15 protein-coding genes and 1 riboswitch are annotated in these 16,304 nt (G+C 58.5%); of the genes, 13 read left to right on the top strand and 2 right to left on the bottom strand.

The window, feature by feature from the left end; translation table 11 throughout:
* The first annotated feature begins 10 nt into the window (after window positions 1–10).
* From AB6809_RS27435 to AB6809_RS27425, 3 genes are read left to right on the top strand one after another with little or no spacing between them, the layout of a single operon-like run.
* Window positions 11–1,093 (top strand): ABC transporter permease, encoded by a 1,083-nt coding sequence (locus AB6809_RS27435; RefSeq protein ID WP_107710438.1) that lies wholly within the window; start codon window positions 11–13, stop codon window positions 1,091–1,093.
* 34 nt (window positions 1,094–1,127) lie between these two features.
* On the top strand, window positions 1,128–2,597 hold the full coding sequence (locus AB6809_RS27430; protein ID WP_029971838.1) for a glycerol kinase: 1,470 nt from the start codon (window positions 1,128–1,130) through the stop codon (window positions 2,595–2,597).
* A gap of 27 nt (window positions 2,598–2,624) precedes the next feature.
* Window positions 2,625–3,416, top strand: a complete 792-nt coding sequence (locus AB6809_RS27425) for a glucose 1-dehydrogenase (protein ID WP_029971840.1) — start codon at window positions 2,625–2,627, stop codon at window positions 3,414–3,416.
* Window positions 3,417–3,481: 65 nt separating this feature from the next.
* On the opposite strand, the gene AB6809_RS27420 is transcribed toward AB6809_RS27425, so the two are convergent.
* Complete coding sequence (locus AB6809_RS27420) at window positions 3,482–3,982, bottom strand: 6,7-dimethyl-8-ribityllumazine synthase (RefSeq protein ID WP_029971841.1); 501 nt, start codon at window positions 3,980–3,982, stop codon at window positions 3,482–3,484.
* 70 nt (window positions 3,983–4,052) lie between these two features.
* Window positions 4,053–4,212, bottom strand: a riboswitch (FMN riboswitch).
* 277 nt (window positions 4,213–4,489) lie between these two features.
* Between AB6809_RS27420 and AB6809_RS27415 the strand changes: the two genes are divergently transcribed.
* Both AB6809_RS27415 and AB6809_RS27410 read left to right on the top strand, forming a co-directional pair.
* Window positions 4,490–5,422, top strand: coding sequence for an MBL fold metallo-hydrolase (locus AB6809_RS27415; RefSeq protein WP_006047577.1), 933 nt, complete (start codon window positions 4,490–4,492; stop codon window positions 5,420–5,422).
* Between the two features lie 186 nt (window positions 5,423–5,608).
* A complete protein-coding gene (locus AB6809_RS27410) occupies window positions 5,609–6,187 on the top strand; it encodes a YbhB/YbcL family Raf kinase inhibitor-like protein (RefSeq protein WP_029971842.1) in 579 nt (192 codons plus the stop codon).
* A 77-nt stretch (window positions 6,188–6,264) separates the two neighbouring features.
* Here AB6809_RS27410 and AB6809_RS27405 read toward each other — a convergent pair whose 3' ends face one another.
* Window positions 6,265–7,845 (bottom strand): winged helix-turn-helix domain-containing protein, encoded by a 1,581-nt coding sequence (locus tag AB6809_RS27405; RefSeq protein WP_029971843.1) that lies wholly within the window; start codon window positions 7,843–7,845, stop codon window positions 6,265–6,267.
* A 309-nt stretch (window positions 7,846–8,154) separates the two neighbouring features.
* Between AB6809_RS27405 and AB6809_RS27400 the strand changes: the two genes are divergently transcribed.
* From AB6809_RS27400 to AB6809_RS27365, 8 genes are all read left to right on the top strand, one after another.
* On the top strand, window positions 8,155–8,877 hold the full coding sequence (locus tag AB6809_RS27400) for a hypothetical protein (protein ID WP_029971844.1): 723 nt from the start codon (window positions 8,155–8,157) through the stop codon (window positions 8,875–8,877).
* 225 nt (window positions 8,878–9,102) lie between these two features.
* Entirely contained in the window at window positions 9,103–10,311 is a 1,209-nt protein-coding gene (locus AB6809_RS27395) for an NAD(P)/FAD-dependent oxidoreductase (RefSeq protein ID WP_029971845.1), read from the top strand.
* A gap of 108 nt (window positions 10,312–10,419) precedes the next feature.
* On the top strand, window positions 10,420–11,877 hold the full coding sequence (locus tag AB6809_RS27390; protein WP_006047582.1) for a mechanosensitive ion channel domain-containing protein: 1,458 nt from the start codon (window positions 10,420–10,422) through the stop codon (window positions 11,875–11,877).
* 175 nt (window positions 11,878–12,052) lie between these two features.
* Window positions 12,053–13,042, top strand: a complete 990-nt coding sequence (locus AB6809_RS27385) for an alpha/beta fold hydrolase (protein ID WP_029971846.1) — start codon at window positions 12,053–12,055, stop codon at window positions 13,040–13,042.
* 40 nt (window positions 13,043–13,082) lie between these two features.
* On the top strand, window positions 13,083–13,862 hold the full coding sequence (locus AB6809_RS27380; protein ID WP_006047584.1) for an acetoacetate decarboxylase: 780 nt from the start codon (window positions 13,083–13,085) through the stop codon (window positions 13,860–13,862).
* Between the two features lie 16 nt (window positions 13,863–13,878).
* Window positions 13,879–14,661 carry a 3-hydroxybutyrate dehydrogenase gene (locus AB6809_RS27375; RefSeq protein ID WP_371027541.1) on the top strand — a complete coding sequence of 261 codons (783 nt, stop codon included), beginning with the start codon at window positions 13,879–13,881 and terminating at the stop codon, window positions 14,659–14,661.
* A gap of 10 nt (window positions 14,662–14,671) precedes the next feature.
* Entirely contained in the window at window positions 14,672–15,871 is a 1,200-nt protein-coding gene (locus AB6809_RS27370; RefSeq protein WP_029971849.1) for a patatin-like phospholipase family protein, read from the top strand.
* The gene (locus tag AB6809_RS27365; protein WP_051154181.1) at window positions 15,868–16,281 is read left to right on the top strand and encodes a carboxymuconolactone decarboxylase family protein; all 414 of its coding nucleotides are present in this window, start codon (window positions 15,868–15,870) and stop codon (window positions 16,279–16,281) included. Before AB6809_RS27370 ends, AB6809_RS27365 begins: the two co-directional genes overlap by 4 nt.
* The last annotated feature ends 23 nt before the right edge of the window (window positions 16,282–16,304 follow it).

Below are 16,304 nucleotides of genomic sequence, written 5' to 3'. Positions count from 1 at the left end.
GGTGGAAACCATGACTACTCAGAACAGCAGCACTCCTTCGATTCAACCGGTTCACGGCAAGCACAACCGGCAATCCGCTTACATGGCTTCGCGCATGGCGGTGAACCTGCTCAAGCTGCGAATCTTCATTGCGCTCTTTGCGATCATTATCGTGTTCTCGCTTGCAACCGAGAACTTCCTGTCGACAAGCAACATGCTGATCATGGCGAAACACGTGACTATCGTCGCGATTCTGTCGATCGGCATGACGCTCGTGATTCTGACGGGCGGCATCGACCTGTCCGTGGGTTCCATTGTCGGAATAAGCGGGATGGCGGCGGGCTATCTTCTGCTCGAAGGCGTGAAGATCGGTCATCACGTCGTGTTCTTCAACCCGTGGGGCGTGACGCTGATTGCATGCGCGCTCGGCGCGATCATCGGTGCGGTGAATGGTTACCTGATAACGGCGCTCAATGTGGCACCGTTCATTGCAACCCTCGGCATGCTGTATGTCGTACGCGGCGCAGCACTGCTCGTGAATAACGGCAGCACGTTCGCCGATCTCGGAGGCAATCCGGCTCTGGGCAATACGGGCTTCGAATTCCTCGGCAACGGCACCATCCTGGGCCTTTCAATGCCGGTCTGGATTCTCGTGATTCTTGCTGCCATCACCATTTTTGTTGCGAGGCGCACGCCGCTTGGCCGGCGCATCTATGCGATCGGCGGCAACGAGCAGGCGGCGCGCTTCTCGGGAATCCGCACCAACCGCGTGAAGCTGTTCGTGTACATGTTCTCGGGATTCTGTGCGGCGATCGTCGGACTGGTGATCACTGCGCAGTTGCAGACCGCTCACCCATTGACCGGCCAGACGTTCGAGCTGAACGCGATTGCCGCGGTCGTATTGGGAGGAACTGCGTTGATGGGTGGCCGCGGTACGGTCTTCGGTTCGGTCGTCGGCGCCTGTGTGATCAGCATTCTCGGCGACGGCATGGTGATGTGCGGTATCAGCGATTTCTGGCAGATGGTGATCAAGGGCCTCGTGATCATCTTCGCTGTCGTCATCGATCAGTTGCAGCAGCGCCTGCAAAGCCGCATGGTTTCGCTCACCGCGTGAGCGTCACGAGTTGAGCCGTCTTCTGGAAAGCAACATGCAATATGTTCTGGCAATCGATCAGGGCACGAGCGGTACAAAAGCACTCGTGTTCGATGCGGAGGGGCAGGTGCACGCTCGCGGTTTCATAGCCGTACCGTGTACGCATCCGCGCAACGGATTCGTCGAGCAGGACCCGCAGCTGATTTATGAGTCGGTACTGCAAGCGGTTTCCATTTGCCTCGGTGAATTCAAAGGCGACCGGAAAGAGATAGCAGGTGTCGGCATCTCGAATCAGCGTGAGACGGTCGTGCTGTGGGATGACGAAGGTCGCCCGATCGTTCCGGCAGTGTCGTGGCAGTGCCAACGTTCTCTCGCGATATGCGAGCGTCTGAAGCAGGAAGGCAGGGCACAGGTCATTGCAGAGAAGACGGGACTATTGATCGACCCGTACTTTTCGGGAACGAAGCTCATCTGGCTTAACGAAAACGATGAGCGGGTGCGCACGCATATCGCCGCCGGCACCGCTCGCTTCGGCACGGTCGATAGCTGGCTTCTGTACCGTTTGACAAAGGGCGACGTGTATCGCACCGATTACACGAACGCGTCGCGAACCATGCTGTTCAATCTTGCAGGACTTGAATGGGATCGCGAACTGCTCGCCGATTTCGGTTTGCAGAAACTGCGGCTGCCTGAACTGCGCCCGTCGGCATCCGATTTCGGCGCGAGCGATTTCAACGGCATTTTCGATCGACCCATCCCAATCGTATCGATGATCGGCGATTCCCACGCGGCGGCTGTTGGCGAAGGCTGCCTCAGTCCCGGCTTTGCCAAGGCGACAATGGGGACGGGCTCCTCGATCATGATGAACGTGGGCGGCAAGCCCTTGCCCGCAAATCACGGTCTGGTGTCGACGCTTTGCTTTGCCACCGAACAGCGGGTGGATTACGCGCTGGAAGGCATCGTCATCAGTGCGGGGTCAACGCCTTCGTTCCTCAAGGAAAAGCTGCGCATCGTCAAGGATTTTGCGGAAGCAGAAGAGGCGTTCACGGAATACGACAACGGCGGCGTGTTTCTTATTCCGGCTTTTTCGGGAATCGGTTGCCCGCACTGGAAATATCCAGGCGGCGCGCAAATCGTCGGGCTGAATTTCTCGACGTCCTGGCAAAACGTCGTGCGCGCAGCTTATGAATCGATCGTCTATCAGATCAGGGACGTGATCGCAGTCATGGAGCGGGCTGCCGACGTCCCGTTGCGCGAACTCTTTCTCGACGGAGGACTGGTTCAGCGGCCATTCCTTCTTCAATACCTGGCGGACACATTGAACCGGCCGGTGAGCACGCTGACGCTGAGTGAAATATCGGCTGCGGGCGCAGCAGCGCTTGCCGCGTTGAAGCTCGGGTTAATCAACTCACTCGATGCCTATCGCGAGACTCGCGTGGTGGCACGACGCGTTGAACCAGGGCCGGGCGTCGAAGCGGCTGCAAGAAATCACGAGCAATGGTTGCAATGGATACGACGGCTTTAAGCTCCGTCGATTAGTGGAGATCGGCATATGGCATTCCAGCAGCGTTTCGAAAACAAGGTGGTGGTTGTCACTGGCGGCAGCCGGGGTATCGGATTGGGCATTGCCAGGCGCTTTGCGCAGGAGGGCGCGAAAGTGTGCGTGTCGGCGAATGAAAAAGCCGTGCACGACGCTGCCGCGCAGCTACGCGATTCCGGCTTCGAGGCCCTCGCCGTGCAAACCGATGTCACGAGCAAGGAACAGGTTGTCGCGCTCTACGAAGAAGTCGCGGCCACGCTAGGTGAGGTTGATGTTTCAGTCCAGAACGCGGGCGTCATTACGATCGCGAAGCTGGAAGATCTGACCGAGAAGGAATGGGACAACGTACTTGCGGTGAACAGCAAAGGCGTTTTTCTGTGTTGCCAGGAAGCGGCGAGACGGATGCTGCGTGCCGGGAAAGCGGGCCGTCTGATCAATACGGCGTCGGGACAGGCCAGACAAGGTTTCGTCTATACCCCGCACTATGCAGCCAGCAAGTTTGGCGTTCTGGGCATCACGCAGAGCCTCGCGAAAGAACTGGCGCCCACGGGCATCACAGTGAACGCGTTCTGCCCCGGCATCATCGCGACTGACATGTGGTCGTATAACGACGAAGCGTGGGGCAAGCTGCTGGGCAATTACAAGCCTGGCGAACTCATGGCCGAGTGGGTCGAGAACATTCCCATGAAGCGTGCAGGTAGCGACAAGGATGTAGCAGGTCTGGTCGCGTTCCTGGCGTCCGATGACGCGTCGTACATCACGGGGCAGACCGTGAACGTCGATGGCGGAATGTTCATGTCCTGAGGCCGCGTTCGCAGGTCGCGAGACACGTTGCCTCGCGACTTTCTATCGGACTCGGTCCGCGAGTCTCAGGCGGTCTGCAATAGCGAAAGCTTATTCACTGTCTCGCCGCAAGCGCGCGCCACTTCTGCGCCCTTCACGACGAAGTGCTCAGTGAAGAACTTCACATGCTCTTCCCCGTGGTGAAAGTGGTGCGGCGTCAGCACGGCAGAGAACACAGGAACACCTGTTTCGAGTTGAACCTGCATCAAGCCTGAAATGACCGCTTGAGCGACGAATTCATGGCGATAGATGCCCCCGTCGACAACAAGTCCGGCTGCAACGATGCCAGCGTATCGACCGCTCTGTGCCAGCCGTTTTGCGTGCAGCGGGATCTCGAACGCTCCAGGTACTTCATAAAGATCGATGTCGCCGCTCGCATAACCAAAGTCCTCGATGACCTTAAGGAAAGAGGTTTTGCATTGGTCGACGATATCGCGGTGCCAGCACGCCTGGACAAAAGCGATGCGACCGCGGTTGCCGCCGGAAACGAATGCTGCTTGTGCTTCGATCAAGTGAGATGTGTTCATGGAGTTCAGCCTGTTTTGTGTGAACAGGGCGAAGAACAGCCGTTTCCCGCCAGTGCGGGCATTGTGGCTGTTCTGTTCTCTTTCATCCGGACTATACCGTCGGCCCCGGAATCCAACCGGGTCTGCTGACCTCTGTTATCGCAGCAATATCGAAACAGAGCGCTCGCGGGCTACGTCTGCAAAAGACGATTACCGCCGGTGGGGAATCGCACCCCGCCCCGAGAACGTGTTCTTGAAGAACGGTGCGTAAATTACCACGTATCCGGCAAATCTGCTGCGTCACCCGCACCACATTTCACTGCGTGCCTGCCTGAAATTGTTGCCCTCCAGGCAACATGGTGTACGCATTCGCGATGCTACTGGCGCTCGTCCCCGCTGACTACTATCTGTCACACGCTCCCTCCAAATGCAGGCAATACGGAGCGCGTGACACTCGTGGTCGTGCTCGTGAACCGCGTCGCGCGGTGCAGTGCGGCTCACCCCACTTAATCAATTGGACTATTGAACATGAGCGAAACAACTCGCAATGTGCGGCCGGTTATCGCCAACGTCGGCAAAGAAGGGTCAGGCGAACTCGTGTCTTCCCGCTACGGCGTGCGCGTGGGCGACGTTGACGTCGTGCTGATCAGCGATGGCGTTCTGCCGCTGCCCACCTCCACCATGTCGACTAACGTGAGCGAAGCTGACCGCAACGAATGGTTCGATGGTCGCTTCCTGCAGCGCGACATGTTCGACTGGGCGCTGAATATTGCGCTCGTGCGCAGCGGCGACCGCCTGATCCTGATCGACTCGGGCGTGGGCGACGGTTTCGAATACTTCACGCGCGCCGGCCGCTCGGTGATGCGCCTGGAGTCGGCGGGCATCGACCTCGCTGCGATTACCGACATCGTGATCACGCACATGCACATGGACCACGTCGGCGGCCTGAACGTTGCCGGCGTCAGGGCCAAGCTGCGCCCGGACGTGCGCATTCACGTGTCGGCGAAGGAAGTAGAGTTCTGGAAAAATCCGGACTTCAGCAGGACGGTGATGCCGGAAACTGTTCCTCCGGCGCTACGCAAGGCTGCTGCGACGTTCGCGGAACTCTACCGCGAAAACATCGTGCAGTTCGATCAGACCGTGGAAGTTGCCAAGGGCGTGTCGGCGCGCGTGACGGGTGGACACACACCGGGGCATTGCGTCGTGGACGTCGCATCGAACGGCGAAAAACTGACGTTCGTGGGCGACGCGATTTTCGAGGTCAACTTCGACCATCCCGACTGGCAAAACGGCTTCGAGCACGATCCTGAATTGGCTGCGGACGTGCGTATCGCGCTACTCAACGAAGCCGCGGAAACCGGCGCTCTGCTGGCCGCAGCGCACGTCGCGTTCCCATCCATCGGTCACGTTGCGAAGACGGACAACGGCTTCCATTTCGTGCCGGTGGTGTGGGACTACTGATCGGTGCCCGACGATCAACCATCGCCGTATAGATGGCACTGACGTTTGTCAGAAAACCGCCACGAGCGCACAAGGCTCACGGCGGTTTTTTGCAAACGGTCACTTGCCCTGGTGTGACCGCGGCAGATCAATGCGGTGCCGTTGATACCGGTTGCACGCATCTTTCATCCTTCAACGGAGCGCATCATGAGAGTGAAGAGTTTGTTGCCCGCAATTTTATGCACGTCGATGGCGCTGGCGGTCATCCCCGCGATAGCCGGCGCCGAGCCGTTCACGATCAGGGTCGATGACCTGCGTGACGGGCACTTTTCGAACGAGCAGGTGTACGGAGGCTTTGGCTGTCACGGCAACAACGTTTCGCCGCGCATTTCATGGGCTCACGTTCCGCGCGGCACAAAGAGCATTGTCGTGACCATCTTCGACCCTGATGCGCCGACTGGCGGGCTCGGCTGGACGCATTGGGAGATCGCCAATATTCCACCTTCCGAGTCGTCGCTCGAAAAAGGCGCTTCCGGCAATTCGAAGCTCTTGCCGGCAGGCGCCATTGAGACGTTGACGGACTTCGGCGAATCCAGATACGGCGGACCGTGTCCGCCTAAAGGGGAATCGCATCGATATGTCGTGACGGCGTCTGCTCTCGACGTGGCGCAAATCGATGTCGCCCCGGCGGCGAGTCCCGCAGTCGTCGCCTATCAGATGCATGGGAAAGTCATTGCTCAGGCGAAGTATGTCGCGAGATATCATCGCGCGTCGACTAACGATTAACGACTGACGGGTGCAAGAACCAGGATATCGGCAACCGTTCCTGGCAGCTCGGCTGCCGGTGGAACGGTTGCCGTATTTCAGATGCAAATCCTTTGCACGCCGTTCAATTGCACGATGCTCCGCTTATCGAGCGCAGGCTGATTGAGTTGTTCTCGTGCATAGATTCTTTCCGAAGCCGCGAGCCGATAGCGAGGCAAGTCGTCCGGTCCGGGCTGGATGTGCAGCATGTGCTTTGCAACCAGACCTTCAACTACGTCTATCGCATTCGAAAGATCGCCCGTTCCATTCGTTCCGTTCGCGACCGCCGCGAGGACCGCATCGAGCGTTGCGGGCTGTTCAAACGACGACAACCGCCGGAAAGCGGACCTCTCCTCGTCCGACAGCAGCGCGTAACTCCATCCAATCGATGCGGCGAGACTCCGATGCCTCGCAGGCGCATTGCGGCATCCCTGCCATTGAAGACGTGAGCGGGTTCCGAGCAGCGTCATGGTGCCGGCCAGTCCAAACGTCGCGACGCGCGCCGCAGCAAGTTCGATTGCAAGCGCAACGCCTTCCAGTTCGCGGCACATCTCCGAAATGGCTGCATAGCTCTTGCTGGTCTGCGGGAATCTCGCGCCCGCTTCCAGAGCGCGTTGAATGAATACCTGCACGGCGGGATAAGTATGCGCATGTTCGATCGAAATCACCTCAGGTCCCGGCGGGACTTCGAGCGCAGGCAGGCGGCAGACGTGTTCGTATTTCACTCGTAGCGCCTCGCGACTTGTCAGCACGAAATAGGTCGCGGATGAGACCGCGAGGATTTGCGTTGTGAGCGACGTCACCTCGTCGATGACATGCTCGCAGTTGTCCAGAATGATCAGCGCGCGCCGGGTGCAAAGATAATTGGCGATGCATGCGACGGGTATGTGGTGAAGATCGCCTAACCCAAGCAGACGAGCGAGCGTGAGCGCTACCGTATCGCCATGAGCGAGCTCGCTTAAGTCGGCGACGTGGATCTCCGAAGGAAACACTCCGGATAGTCTCTTTGCGAGAGCAATGGCGACTGTCGTTTTGCCGATGCCTCCCGGTCCCACAATAGATATGAGCCGATGTCTGCTCAAGTCGGACGCAAGCGTTCGCAAGACCTCGTCGCGACCTTGTGGGCAGGCGGATCCTGGTGCGAAGTCGCCGGAATGTACGCGGGGAGACGGTTCAGCAAACAACGAACTGGATTCGGCAACGATGCGTTCACGCGTAAGCTGACCAACAAAGCAGTAGCCGATGCCCTGAACGTTTTTAATGTAGCGCGCACCGTCCTCGCCGTCGCCCAGTGCTTTGCGTAATCCAGCAATGTTCACGCGCAGGTTGCTTTCGTCCACGACGATATTCCGCCACGCATGCGACATCAACATGCGCCGCTCCACGACCTGTCCGGCGTTCTGAATAAGCGCAATAAGAATATCCAGCGCGCGGCTGCCTATTTGCACGAATGAACCTGACCGTTCGAGACGCCTCTCGGCCGGAAACAGCGTGAACGGCCCAAACGATATGGCCTCGCCGTAGTCGTGCCGGTCGGTATTTGTCATCACGCCGGAACGCAAAAAATCTTCCTTGGCATTCATCTTCTCAGCAGACTCCGGATTGCGCGATTCAGGTGCATTGGAATAGACCCATACCACGGTCTCTCCGCGGCGAAACATTGCGTCACAAGCAATCCTAGTTGCGCCGCTCAGAACATGGAAGACGCCGGTGGGATATCACAGTGTTGCCGCCAGGACAACATCGGACCATTGAGCGATTGGCGTACTAGCCCATTCACCGTACCTCATCTGCAGAAGCGGTTGATTGGGCATAGAGTGCCAGCGAGACCTGGTCTCGAACGAGGTTTGCGCCTCCGCGTGTGGTCTGCTGGTGAAGCGAGTAGAGAAGATTAGAGAAGAGTTGATGCGGCGAGAAGCGAGAAACAACATCCCACTGTGAGACATGCCATGACAAAGATATCGGTTCCCATTATTTGCCTCGAATGCAACCCGGACGGAAGCTCCGTAGGGAATTCCGTTCTTTCTTCTGTTTTGCTGGATCTTCGACCCGACGGCGACGGAAGGTATAGATCCGAGTGCTCGCGCGGTCATCAGCAGATCGTGGCATTGCGGCAGCAGAAGTTCGAGATTCTTTTTGAACTCGCCGCTTACGCGATACGCGATGGACACTATCGACAATCGGTATCGTCCTGCACCGCGAGTCTCGAAGCCTTTCACGAATTCTTTCTGCGCGCGATGGCGTACGAGAACGGAATAAAGAAAGAGCGTTTCGATGCCGCGTGGAAGCTGCTGGGCATTAGCCCACAAAATCGCCAGGAAGCCTACTTGCTGAACTACCGGAACTTCTGCGCGCGGCGTCCCGTTCTACTCAGCCACCAACAGAACGACTGGAAAGACTCGGTCATGCAGAAAGGAAAAATGCCGACGCGCGAAGAATGCGTGAAGTTTGGCCAGGCCGTATTGCATGTATTGCAGACGGCGGTGGGAGACACGAGGGTTGCCTTTCCCAATGGCGTAAAGCAGGCAATGCAGGAACACGCGACTGCCGCTGAACAACACGCTTCCAGATCCGAAGTGCCGTGGAGCATTCGCACCATCGTGAATCTTGCCAAGGAGGATGGCGAACATCCCCATGCGACGCTCGAAGCCGAGCTCGCCAGAATGAATTGACGACATTGAAGCCGTCGATTGTTGTCCCCGAGACAACACGGTGATCTCCTTTGCGTGCCTACTGCCATTCGAGCACCAAGTCTACGATTTGTCGTGACGGCGGGCGGCAGATGAGTCGGCCGCCGCGATCATTAGCGATCGTCGCGCAGCGCAGCAGGGCTCGGTTTGTCGTGAGTTCCGGTGCACATCGTCAACTTGGCAATTTAAAAACTTAGGGCAAGAATCATGTCGCAGAAGATCTTGATTGTGGGTGCCGGCTTCGCCGGAGTGTGGGGCGCGCTTGGCGCGGCTCGCGTGCGCGACCGTGCCGGCGCAACGGCTGGCGACATCGACATTACGCTTATCTCGCCGAAACCCGAGTTGGAGATCCGGCCACGGATGTACGAAAGCGAGCCGCATCTGATGTCCGCGCCGCTTTTGCCTCTCCTTGACGCCGTCGGTGTGAACTACGTCGAGGGCAGTGTCGACGAAATCGCTGTCCGCGAGAAGACCGTGCGTGTGATAGCCGCGAGCGGCGCAACCCGCACGCTCGGTTACGACCGGTTGCTGCTCACGAGCGGCAGCAAGTTAAGCCGGCCGTCGATTCCAGGGCTCGCCGAGTATGCATTCTCGGTCGATTGCATGGAGGACGCATCGGCACTTGAAGAGCATCTGAAGGAACTCGCGAAGCTGCCCGATTCAAGCGCTCGAAATACCGTTGCCGTGGTGGGATGCGGCTTTACCGGCATCGAGATCGCAACCGAATTGCCTAAACGAATGCGCGCGCTATTCGGCCCGGATGCGGCGATCAAAGTGATCGTCGTAGGTTCGCAGGCCGACATCGGTCCCGATCTTGGACCTAACCCGCGGCCTTTCGTCGCCGAGGCATTCGCTTCGCTGGGCATCGAAGCGGTATTGGGCTCGAGTGTCGTATCGGTCGACGCGAGTGGCGTCCGAACCGCCTCGGGCACGCATATCGAAGCGCACACGGTGGTATGGGCGGGCGGCATGCGAGCGAGCACGCTTGCAGCGCAGGTTTCGTCGCGACTCGACCCGCTTGGCCGTGTCGAAGTCGCACCCGATCTGCGCGTGGAAGAAGCGCCCGGCGTGTTCGTCGCAGGCGATGTGGCGCGAGTGCGTAGCGACGATCAAGGGCACTACGCGTTGATGTCCTGTCAGCACGCAATGGTGATGGGCAAATTCGGCGGTCACAATGTCGCGGCCGATCTGATCGGCGAATCGACGCTTGCGTATACCCAGCCGTTTTATGCGACTTGTCTCGATCTCGGCGAGTGGGGCGCGGTCTATTCAGAAGGCTGGGACCGCCAGATCAAGCTGACGCATGCAGAAGGAAAAGCACGCAAGCAGATGATCAATACGCAGTGGATCTATCCACCGGCGCCGAATCGCGCCGATGCACTCGCGGCAGGCGACCCGCTGGCGTCATTTGGCTAATGCGTTAGTACGTTAGTGCGTTCGGGCATCGCGGTTAGTCGTTCACCATGGCTCCGGGCGGGGGCGGCATGAGTACTCGTCAGGCGCGTTTTTCCCGTCGGAGCGTCCGTGAGCGATTCGCTGGTGTTCGGTTATGCCGTCGTTCTGATCGACGTGGCACTGTGGCGTTTCAAAGTGCCGAAGCAAGACGTTTCGCGTCTATTGCTTCGGCTCGCGATCTTTGCCGTGTTCACGGCGAGCATTTTCACCGCGGGCCTCAGCCCCTTCCGACAGGCTACGCATCTTGAAGCGTCGCTGCTTCACGAAGCGGCGCAGGCCCTGAAGATATTCTGGTGGCTGACCGGTGCCCGCCTGTTCACGCTTGCTCTCGACGCACTTCTGCTGCCGCAGACCTGGCGCAAACAGAGACTGTTTCAGGACGTATTCGGCGCCGTGGTGTTTCTTGCCGCGGCAGTAGCCGCGACGGGATTCGTTCTGGAAATACCCGTTCGCGGCCTGATTGCGACGTCGGGAACATTGGCCGTTATTCTCGGTTTGGCTATTCAAAGTACTTTGCACGATGTCTTTGCGGGCATCGTACTGAATTCCACGGAACCGTACCGCGTGGGTGACTGGATCTCGATTGACGGCGCCGAAGGCAAGGTGATCGAGATGAACTGGAGAGCAACGCATCTTCTCAATTCGCACGGCAATGTAACCATCGTTCCGAATGCCGCGGCGGCAAAGGCAAATATCACCAATACGAACCGGCCGCACGCTTTGCATGGCGTGACGGTGTCTCTGGAAATTTCGCCGGACGAGCGGCCGGCAACGGTGATTGCCGCGCTTGAATGCGCACTGGCTGCGGCGCGTTCCATTCTGCCGACACCGGCTCCCTTCGTGCAGGCGAGAAAATCCACGATACATTCCATTCAGTACGAAGCAACGGCTTTCGTGGACGACACGGCGAAAAAGACGCCATTAACAAACGAACTGTACGACCTCTGTTATCGGCACCTCACCGCCGCGGGAGTCGCTTTGCGGCCACCAGGCGTGCCATCTGTCACGGCCATTGTGGCAAACGCCGAGGAGCGCCTGCTTAGACGCATCGAACTGTTCGCCGCCATCAGCGACGACGAGTTGAAGATGCTTTCCAGTTGCATGGTGCGGCATGAATACGACGCGGGGCAGGTGATCTTCACGCCGGAAGTGGTGCCCGACAGTCTCGCAATCGTCGACTCGGGCGTGCTCAGTGTTTCAACGGAGCAATCTACCGGGGCCGTCGAAGTGGTGCGTCTCGGGCCCGGCGATACGATGGGCGAGACCGGACTACTCGCGGGGTTGCCGGTTCAGGTGAAGATCGTGACGCTTACCCGGAGTGTCATTTACAGATTGAGTAAAGACGCTGTGACGCCTCTATTGAGGGATAGTCAGGAAGTGACTCATCGAATGTGCCGGCTGCTTTCCCAACGGCAAGACATGTTGCACAAGATGGCGATGAAGAACGCCGCTCATGCAGACGATGAGCACGCCAGCTTCCATTGGCTTCTGGATAAGATTCATCGGCTGCATGCGTTGAAGTTCTGATTGTTAAGCGTCGTTAAAGGAAACGGCTATTTTTAGTTGGGTGTACGTAGAAAGATAAACGGAGTTTTGCAGCGCTTAACTGGGCCGATAAACGCGTCGTCGTTACTCTGAATACTCGACCGGTAAGCAAGCCAATTCCCTTATCTCCCGGTCGAATAATTCCTGGACTTGAGCCATGACTAAAGACTTGGGACACGTTTCCCCCGACGCAAAACGCCGCAACCTGCTGATTGGCGGAGTTGCCGCAACGTTGACGACAACGGTGGCATCGGCCGCCGGCAAACAGTCAGGACCCGGCGCGGCGGTCGCGCACATGTCGTCCGCAAACCATACCGGTGACGTTATCCGCACCCGGGACGGAGTGAGCCTGTACTTCAAGGATTGGGGCGCGAAAGACGCTCCCGTCGTTACGCTGAGTCATGGCTGGCCGCTCAACTCGGATAGCTGGGAAAACCAGGCCTTCTTTCTGGCGTCGCACGGGTTTCGAGTCATCACACATGATCGCCGCGGTCACGGCCGCTCGAGCCAACCGTGGGACGGCAACGACATGGACCACTACGCGGACGATCTCGCGACAGTCATCGACACCCTCGGCCTGCGCGAGATGGCCGTTATCGGGTTCTCGACCGGCGGGGGCGAGGTCGCGCGTTATGTGGGCCGGCACGGTACGTCACGCGTATCGAAGATCGGATTGATTTCAGCCGTGCCGCCGCTGATGGTTAAAACGCCCGGCAATCCGACAGGTGTACGTATTGAATCGTTCGATAGCGTTCGCGCCGCAATGATCGCCAACCGCTCGCAATTGTTCAAGGACATTCCCGCCGGTCCGTTCTACGGCTTTAACCGGCCGGGCGCCAAGGTGTCGCAAGGTCTGATCGACGCGTGGTGGCGTCAGGGAATGAGCGGTGGTTTCAAGAACGTCTACGAATCGGTCAAAGCCTATTCCGAAACCGATTTCACGGCGGATCTGCTGAAGTTCGACCGACCGACGCTGATCATTCACGGCGACGACGACCAGGTCGTTCCCGTGGATGTTGGAGCCCGTTCGAGCAAGAAACTCGTCCCTCACGCGATCCTGAAGATTTATCCCGGTGCGCCGCATGGATTGACCGATACCCACAAGGACCAGCTCAATCAGGACCTGTTGTCTTTCCTGCGAAGCTAGTTTGCGGAAAGCGTGATTCAAAGCAACCAAGGAGTGAGTCGTGACAAAAGACGATATCCGCAACCATGCTTTTTCGATGCCGCTGCACAATCCGGCATACCCGCGTCCGCCGTTCCGGTTCGTCGACCGGGAGTACTTCATTATTTCCTACGAGACGGATATCGAGGCGCTAAGAGCCGTCGTTCCCGAGCCGTTGAAGGTCGATAACGCGATCGTTCATTACGAGTTCATTCGCATGCCCGATTCGTCGGGGTTTGGCGACTATACGGAGAGCGGTCAGGTCATCTCGGTTCTGGACGAGCAGGGCAGAAAGGCGAACTACACGCACTCGATGTATCTGGACGACGAAGGTCCGATCGCCGGCGGCCGTGAAATCTGGGGCTTTCCCAAGAAGCTCGCTTCGCCGCGGCTTTCGATTGACGGAAAAGACACCCTGCTCGGAACGCTCGACTACGGCACGCAGCGAATTGCCACCGGCACGATGGGCTATAAGTATCGTCCGCTCGACGCCGCTGCCGAGCAACACAAACTGGCCGACACACCTAACTATCTGCTCAAGGTAATACCGCACGTCGACGGCTCGGTTCGAATATGCGAACTCGTCCGCTTCTTTTTGCGCGACGTTCAGGTGACCGGCGCCTGGGAAGGGCCGGCTGCGCTCGAACTTCATCCGCACGCGCTGGCTTCGGTCGCGGACCTGCCCGTTCGCAAGGTAATCGGCGCGCGTCACGTCGTCGCCAATCTCACACTCGATGTGGGCGAGGTGGCGCACGACTACCTTGCCTCCGTCGATCCGATGAAACTCGTAGTGAACCAATAACTCTCCCGGAGGATATATGGCATTGAAAGACAAAGTGGCGCTCGTCACGGGCGCGGCGAGCGGAATTGGCGAGCAATGCGCACGCAAGCTGGCCGCGGACGGAGCGACGGTCGTCGTAGCGGATCTGAATCTCCCGAGCGCAACGAAAGTGGCGGAAGACATCGTCCGCAGCGGTGGCCGCGCGGTTGCTCTCTCCATGGATGTGACGAACGAAGAGGCGGTCAATGCGGGCATTGCCGATACGGTAAGCCGATTCGGCAGCATCGACGTATTGGTGTCGAACGCCGGTATTCAGATCGTCAACCGGATCGAGGACTACTCGTTCTCCGACTGGAAAAAGATGATAGCTATTCATCTCGATGGCGCATTCCTCACTACTAAGGCAGCGGTGAAGCATATGTACGCATCGGGTAAAGGCGGCGCCGTGATCTACATGGGTTCCGTGCATTCGCACGAGGCATCGCAACTTAAGTCGGCTTATGTGACGGCCAAGCATGGGCTGCTTGGGCTTGCACGTGTTGTAGCGAAGGAAGGCGGGCCGCACGGTGTGCGCGCGAATGTCGTGTGCCCTGGTTTCGTCAGAACGCCGCTGGTGGACAAGCAGATTCCTGAGCAGGCGAAAGTGCTGGGAATTTCAGAGGCGGAGGTCGTGAAAAACGTGATGCTGAAGGACACGGTGGACGGCGAGTTCACCTCGCTGGCCGATGTCGCCAATACGGTCGCGTTTCTCGCCGGCTTCGAATCGAATGCGCTGACCGGCCAGTCCGTCGTGGTGAGCCACGGCTGGTTCATGCAGTAAGGGGATAACCGTGAGATCGAGTCAGCGCAAAGAGTTGCAGCAGCCGTCTCCTTTCAGGCTGCCCCGGTACGATGAAATCGGACTTGTGCTCCAGGGTGGCGGAGCCCTGGGTTCGTATCAGGCCGGCGTATACGAAGGGATTGCCGAAGTGGGTATTGAGCCGACCCGGATCTCCGGCATATCGATCGGCGCGTTGAACACCGCGGTGATTGCGGGGAACGCGCCGGAAGACCGGGTGGAGGCGCTACGCGGATTCTGGAACACGATAAGTCAACCCGCGGATCTTTTCTCGCATGTCCGTTCCCTGCTGCCCGTCTATCCGGGCTGTGAAGACATGGCGCGCAAGTGGTCGAGCGCGTGGGCGGCAACGCGCACGCTGGTGGAGGGGCAGCAGGGATTTTTCTCGCCGCGTATGCGCACGCTTGCGGCCGATCTCGTGAAGAGGCGTCCCGACGAAGTCAGCTATTACGACACCACTGCGTTGCGTGAAACGCTGATGAAGTACGCCGACTTCGACCGGATCAACGATGGAGGCATCCGTGTTTCGGTCGGCGCTGTCAACGTACGGAATGGCAATCTCGTGTACTTCGACAACTCGACGATGCGACTGAAGCCGGAGCACTTCATCGCGTCCGGCTCGCTGCCGCCAGGGTTTCCCGCCGTCGAGATCGATGGAGAGTTTTACTGGGACGGAGGGCTCGTCTCCAATACGCCGCTGACGGAAATTATCAGGGAGAGTCAGCACAGAGACACGCTTGTTCTGCAGGTCGATCTGTGGAGTTCGCGCGGCAAGCTGCCGGGTGATTTTCTCGACGTCAACGAGCGTGTCAAGGACATCCAGTATTCAAGCCGTACGCGTGCCGTCACCGCCTTCATGGCGCAGAACCAGAAGCACGCTCAATTGATCAAGGCACTGCTCGAACATATCCCCGAGTCCGCGCGTCGCGATCATGCGGTCATTCAGGAAGCGCAGAAGACGGCGGATGGCAGCGCGGTGAATGTGGTGCATCTGATCTACAAGAACAAGTCGTTCGAAGGCCACTATAAGGACTACGAGTTCAGCAAGGACACAATGAATGAGCACTGGGCAAGTGGATTAGACGACATTCGCAATTCCTTCTGTCATCCCGAGTGGTTCGATATTCCCAGCCGTGAAGTCGGCTTTATCAGTCACGACGTGCATCGATACAGGCCGGGTGCGAAATCGTGACGCGGCCAATCCAGTGCGGCTCGCTCGACGCGGGCCTGATCGCGCTTCTCGAGTTGCGCGCATCGCAAATCAACGGTTGTTTGCTGTGCGTTCAGCACGGCCTGCGCCTCGCGCTCCAGGCAGCCGTCGCCACATCGAAGATCGAGCATATCGGAAGCTGGCGGCGCGCCGATGTTTTCTGTCATGCGGAGAAGGCCGCGTTGGCCTGGACCGAACATCTTTCGGGTGTCAGCGAACAATCGGCGTCCGATGAAATCTGGTCGCGCATGCGGAAGTACTTCAACGAGACGCAAATCTCAGAGCTGTTCAGGTACTGGAGCAGCAGCGCATTGTGGTCGACCGGCGAGGTCATCCGTTGTTGCACCGCCGGTATCGCGGTCAATTCCGCTGTTCCCTGGCACGCCCAATAGCACCCGGCCGTTCCCGGGTCAGG

The sequence above is a fragment of the Paraburkholderia sp. RCC_158 genome (assembly GCF_041355255.1).
Taxonomy (GTDB): Bacteria; Pseudomonadota; Gammaproteobacteria; order Burkholderiales; family Burkholderiaceae; genus Paraburkholderia; species Paraburkholderia graminis.
This window is presented reverse-complemented; position numbering and strand designations above follow the sequence as displayed.

Coding starts and splice junctions, on each gene's coding strand:
- AB6809_RS27430 (WP_029971838.1), top strand. CDS start 1,128: ATGCAATATGTTCTGGCAATCGATCAGGGCACGAGCGGTACAAAAGCA.
- AB6809_RS27410 (WP_029971842.1), top strand. CDS start 5,609: ATGAGAGTGAAGAGTTTGTTGCCCGCAATTTTATGCACGTCGATGGCG.
- AB6809_RS27425 (WP_029971840.1), top strand. CDS start 2,625: ATGGCATTCCAGCAGCGTTTCGAAAACAAGGTGGTGGTTGTCACTGGC.
- AB6809_RS27395 (WP_029971845.1), top strand. CDS start 9,103: ATGTCGCAGAAGATCTTGATTGTGGGTGCCGGCTTCGCCGGAGTGTGG.
- AB6809_RS27435 (WP_107710438.1), top strand. CDS start 11: ATGACTACTCAGAACAGCAGCACTCCTTCGATTCAACCGGTTCACGGC.
- AB6809_RS27415 (WP_006047577.1), top strand. CDS start 4,490: ATGAGCGAAACAACTCGCAATGTGCGGCCGGTTATCGCCAACGTCGGC.
- AB6809_RS27400 (WP_029971844.1), top strand. CDS start 8,155: ATGACAAAGATATCGGTTCCCATTATTTGCCTCGAATGCAACCCGGAC.
- AB6809_RS27420 (WP_029971841.1), bottom strand. CDS start 3,982: ATGAACACATCTCACTTGATCGAAGCACAAGCAGCATTCGTTTCCGGC.
- AB6809_RS27385 (WP_029971846.1), top strand. CDS start 12,053: ATGACTAAAGACTTGGGACACGTTTCCCCCGACGCAAAACGCCGCAAC.
- AB6809_RS27375 (WP_371027541.1), top strand. CDS start 13,879: ATGGCATTGAAAGACAAAGTGGCGCTCGTCACGGGCGCGGCGAGCGGA.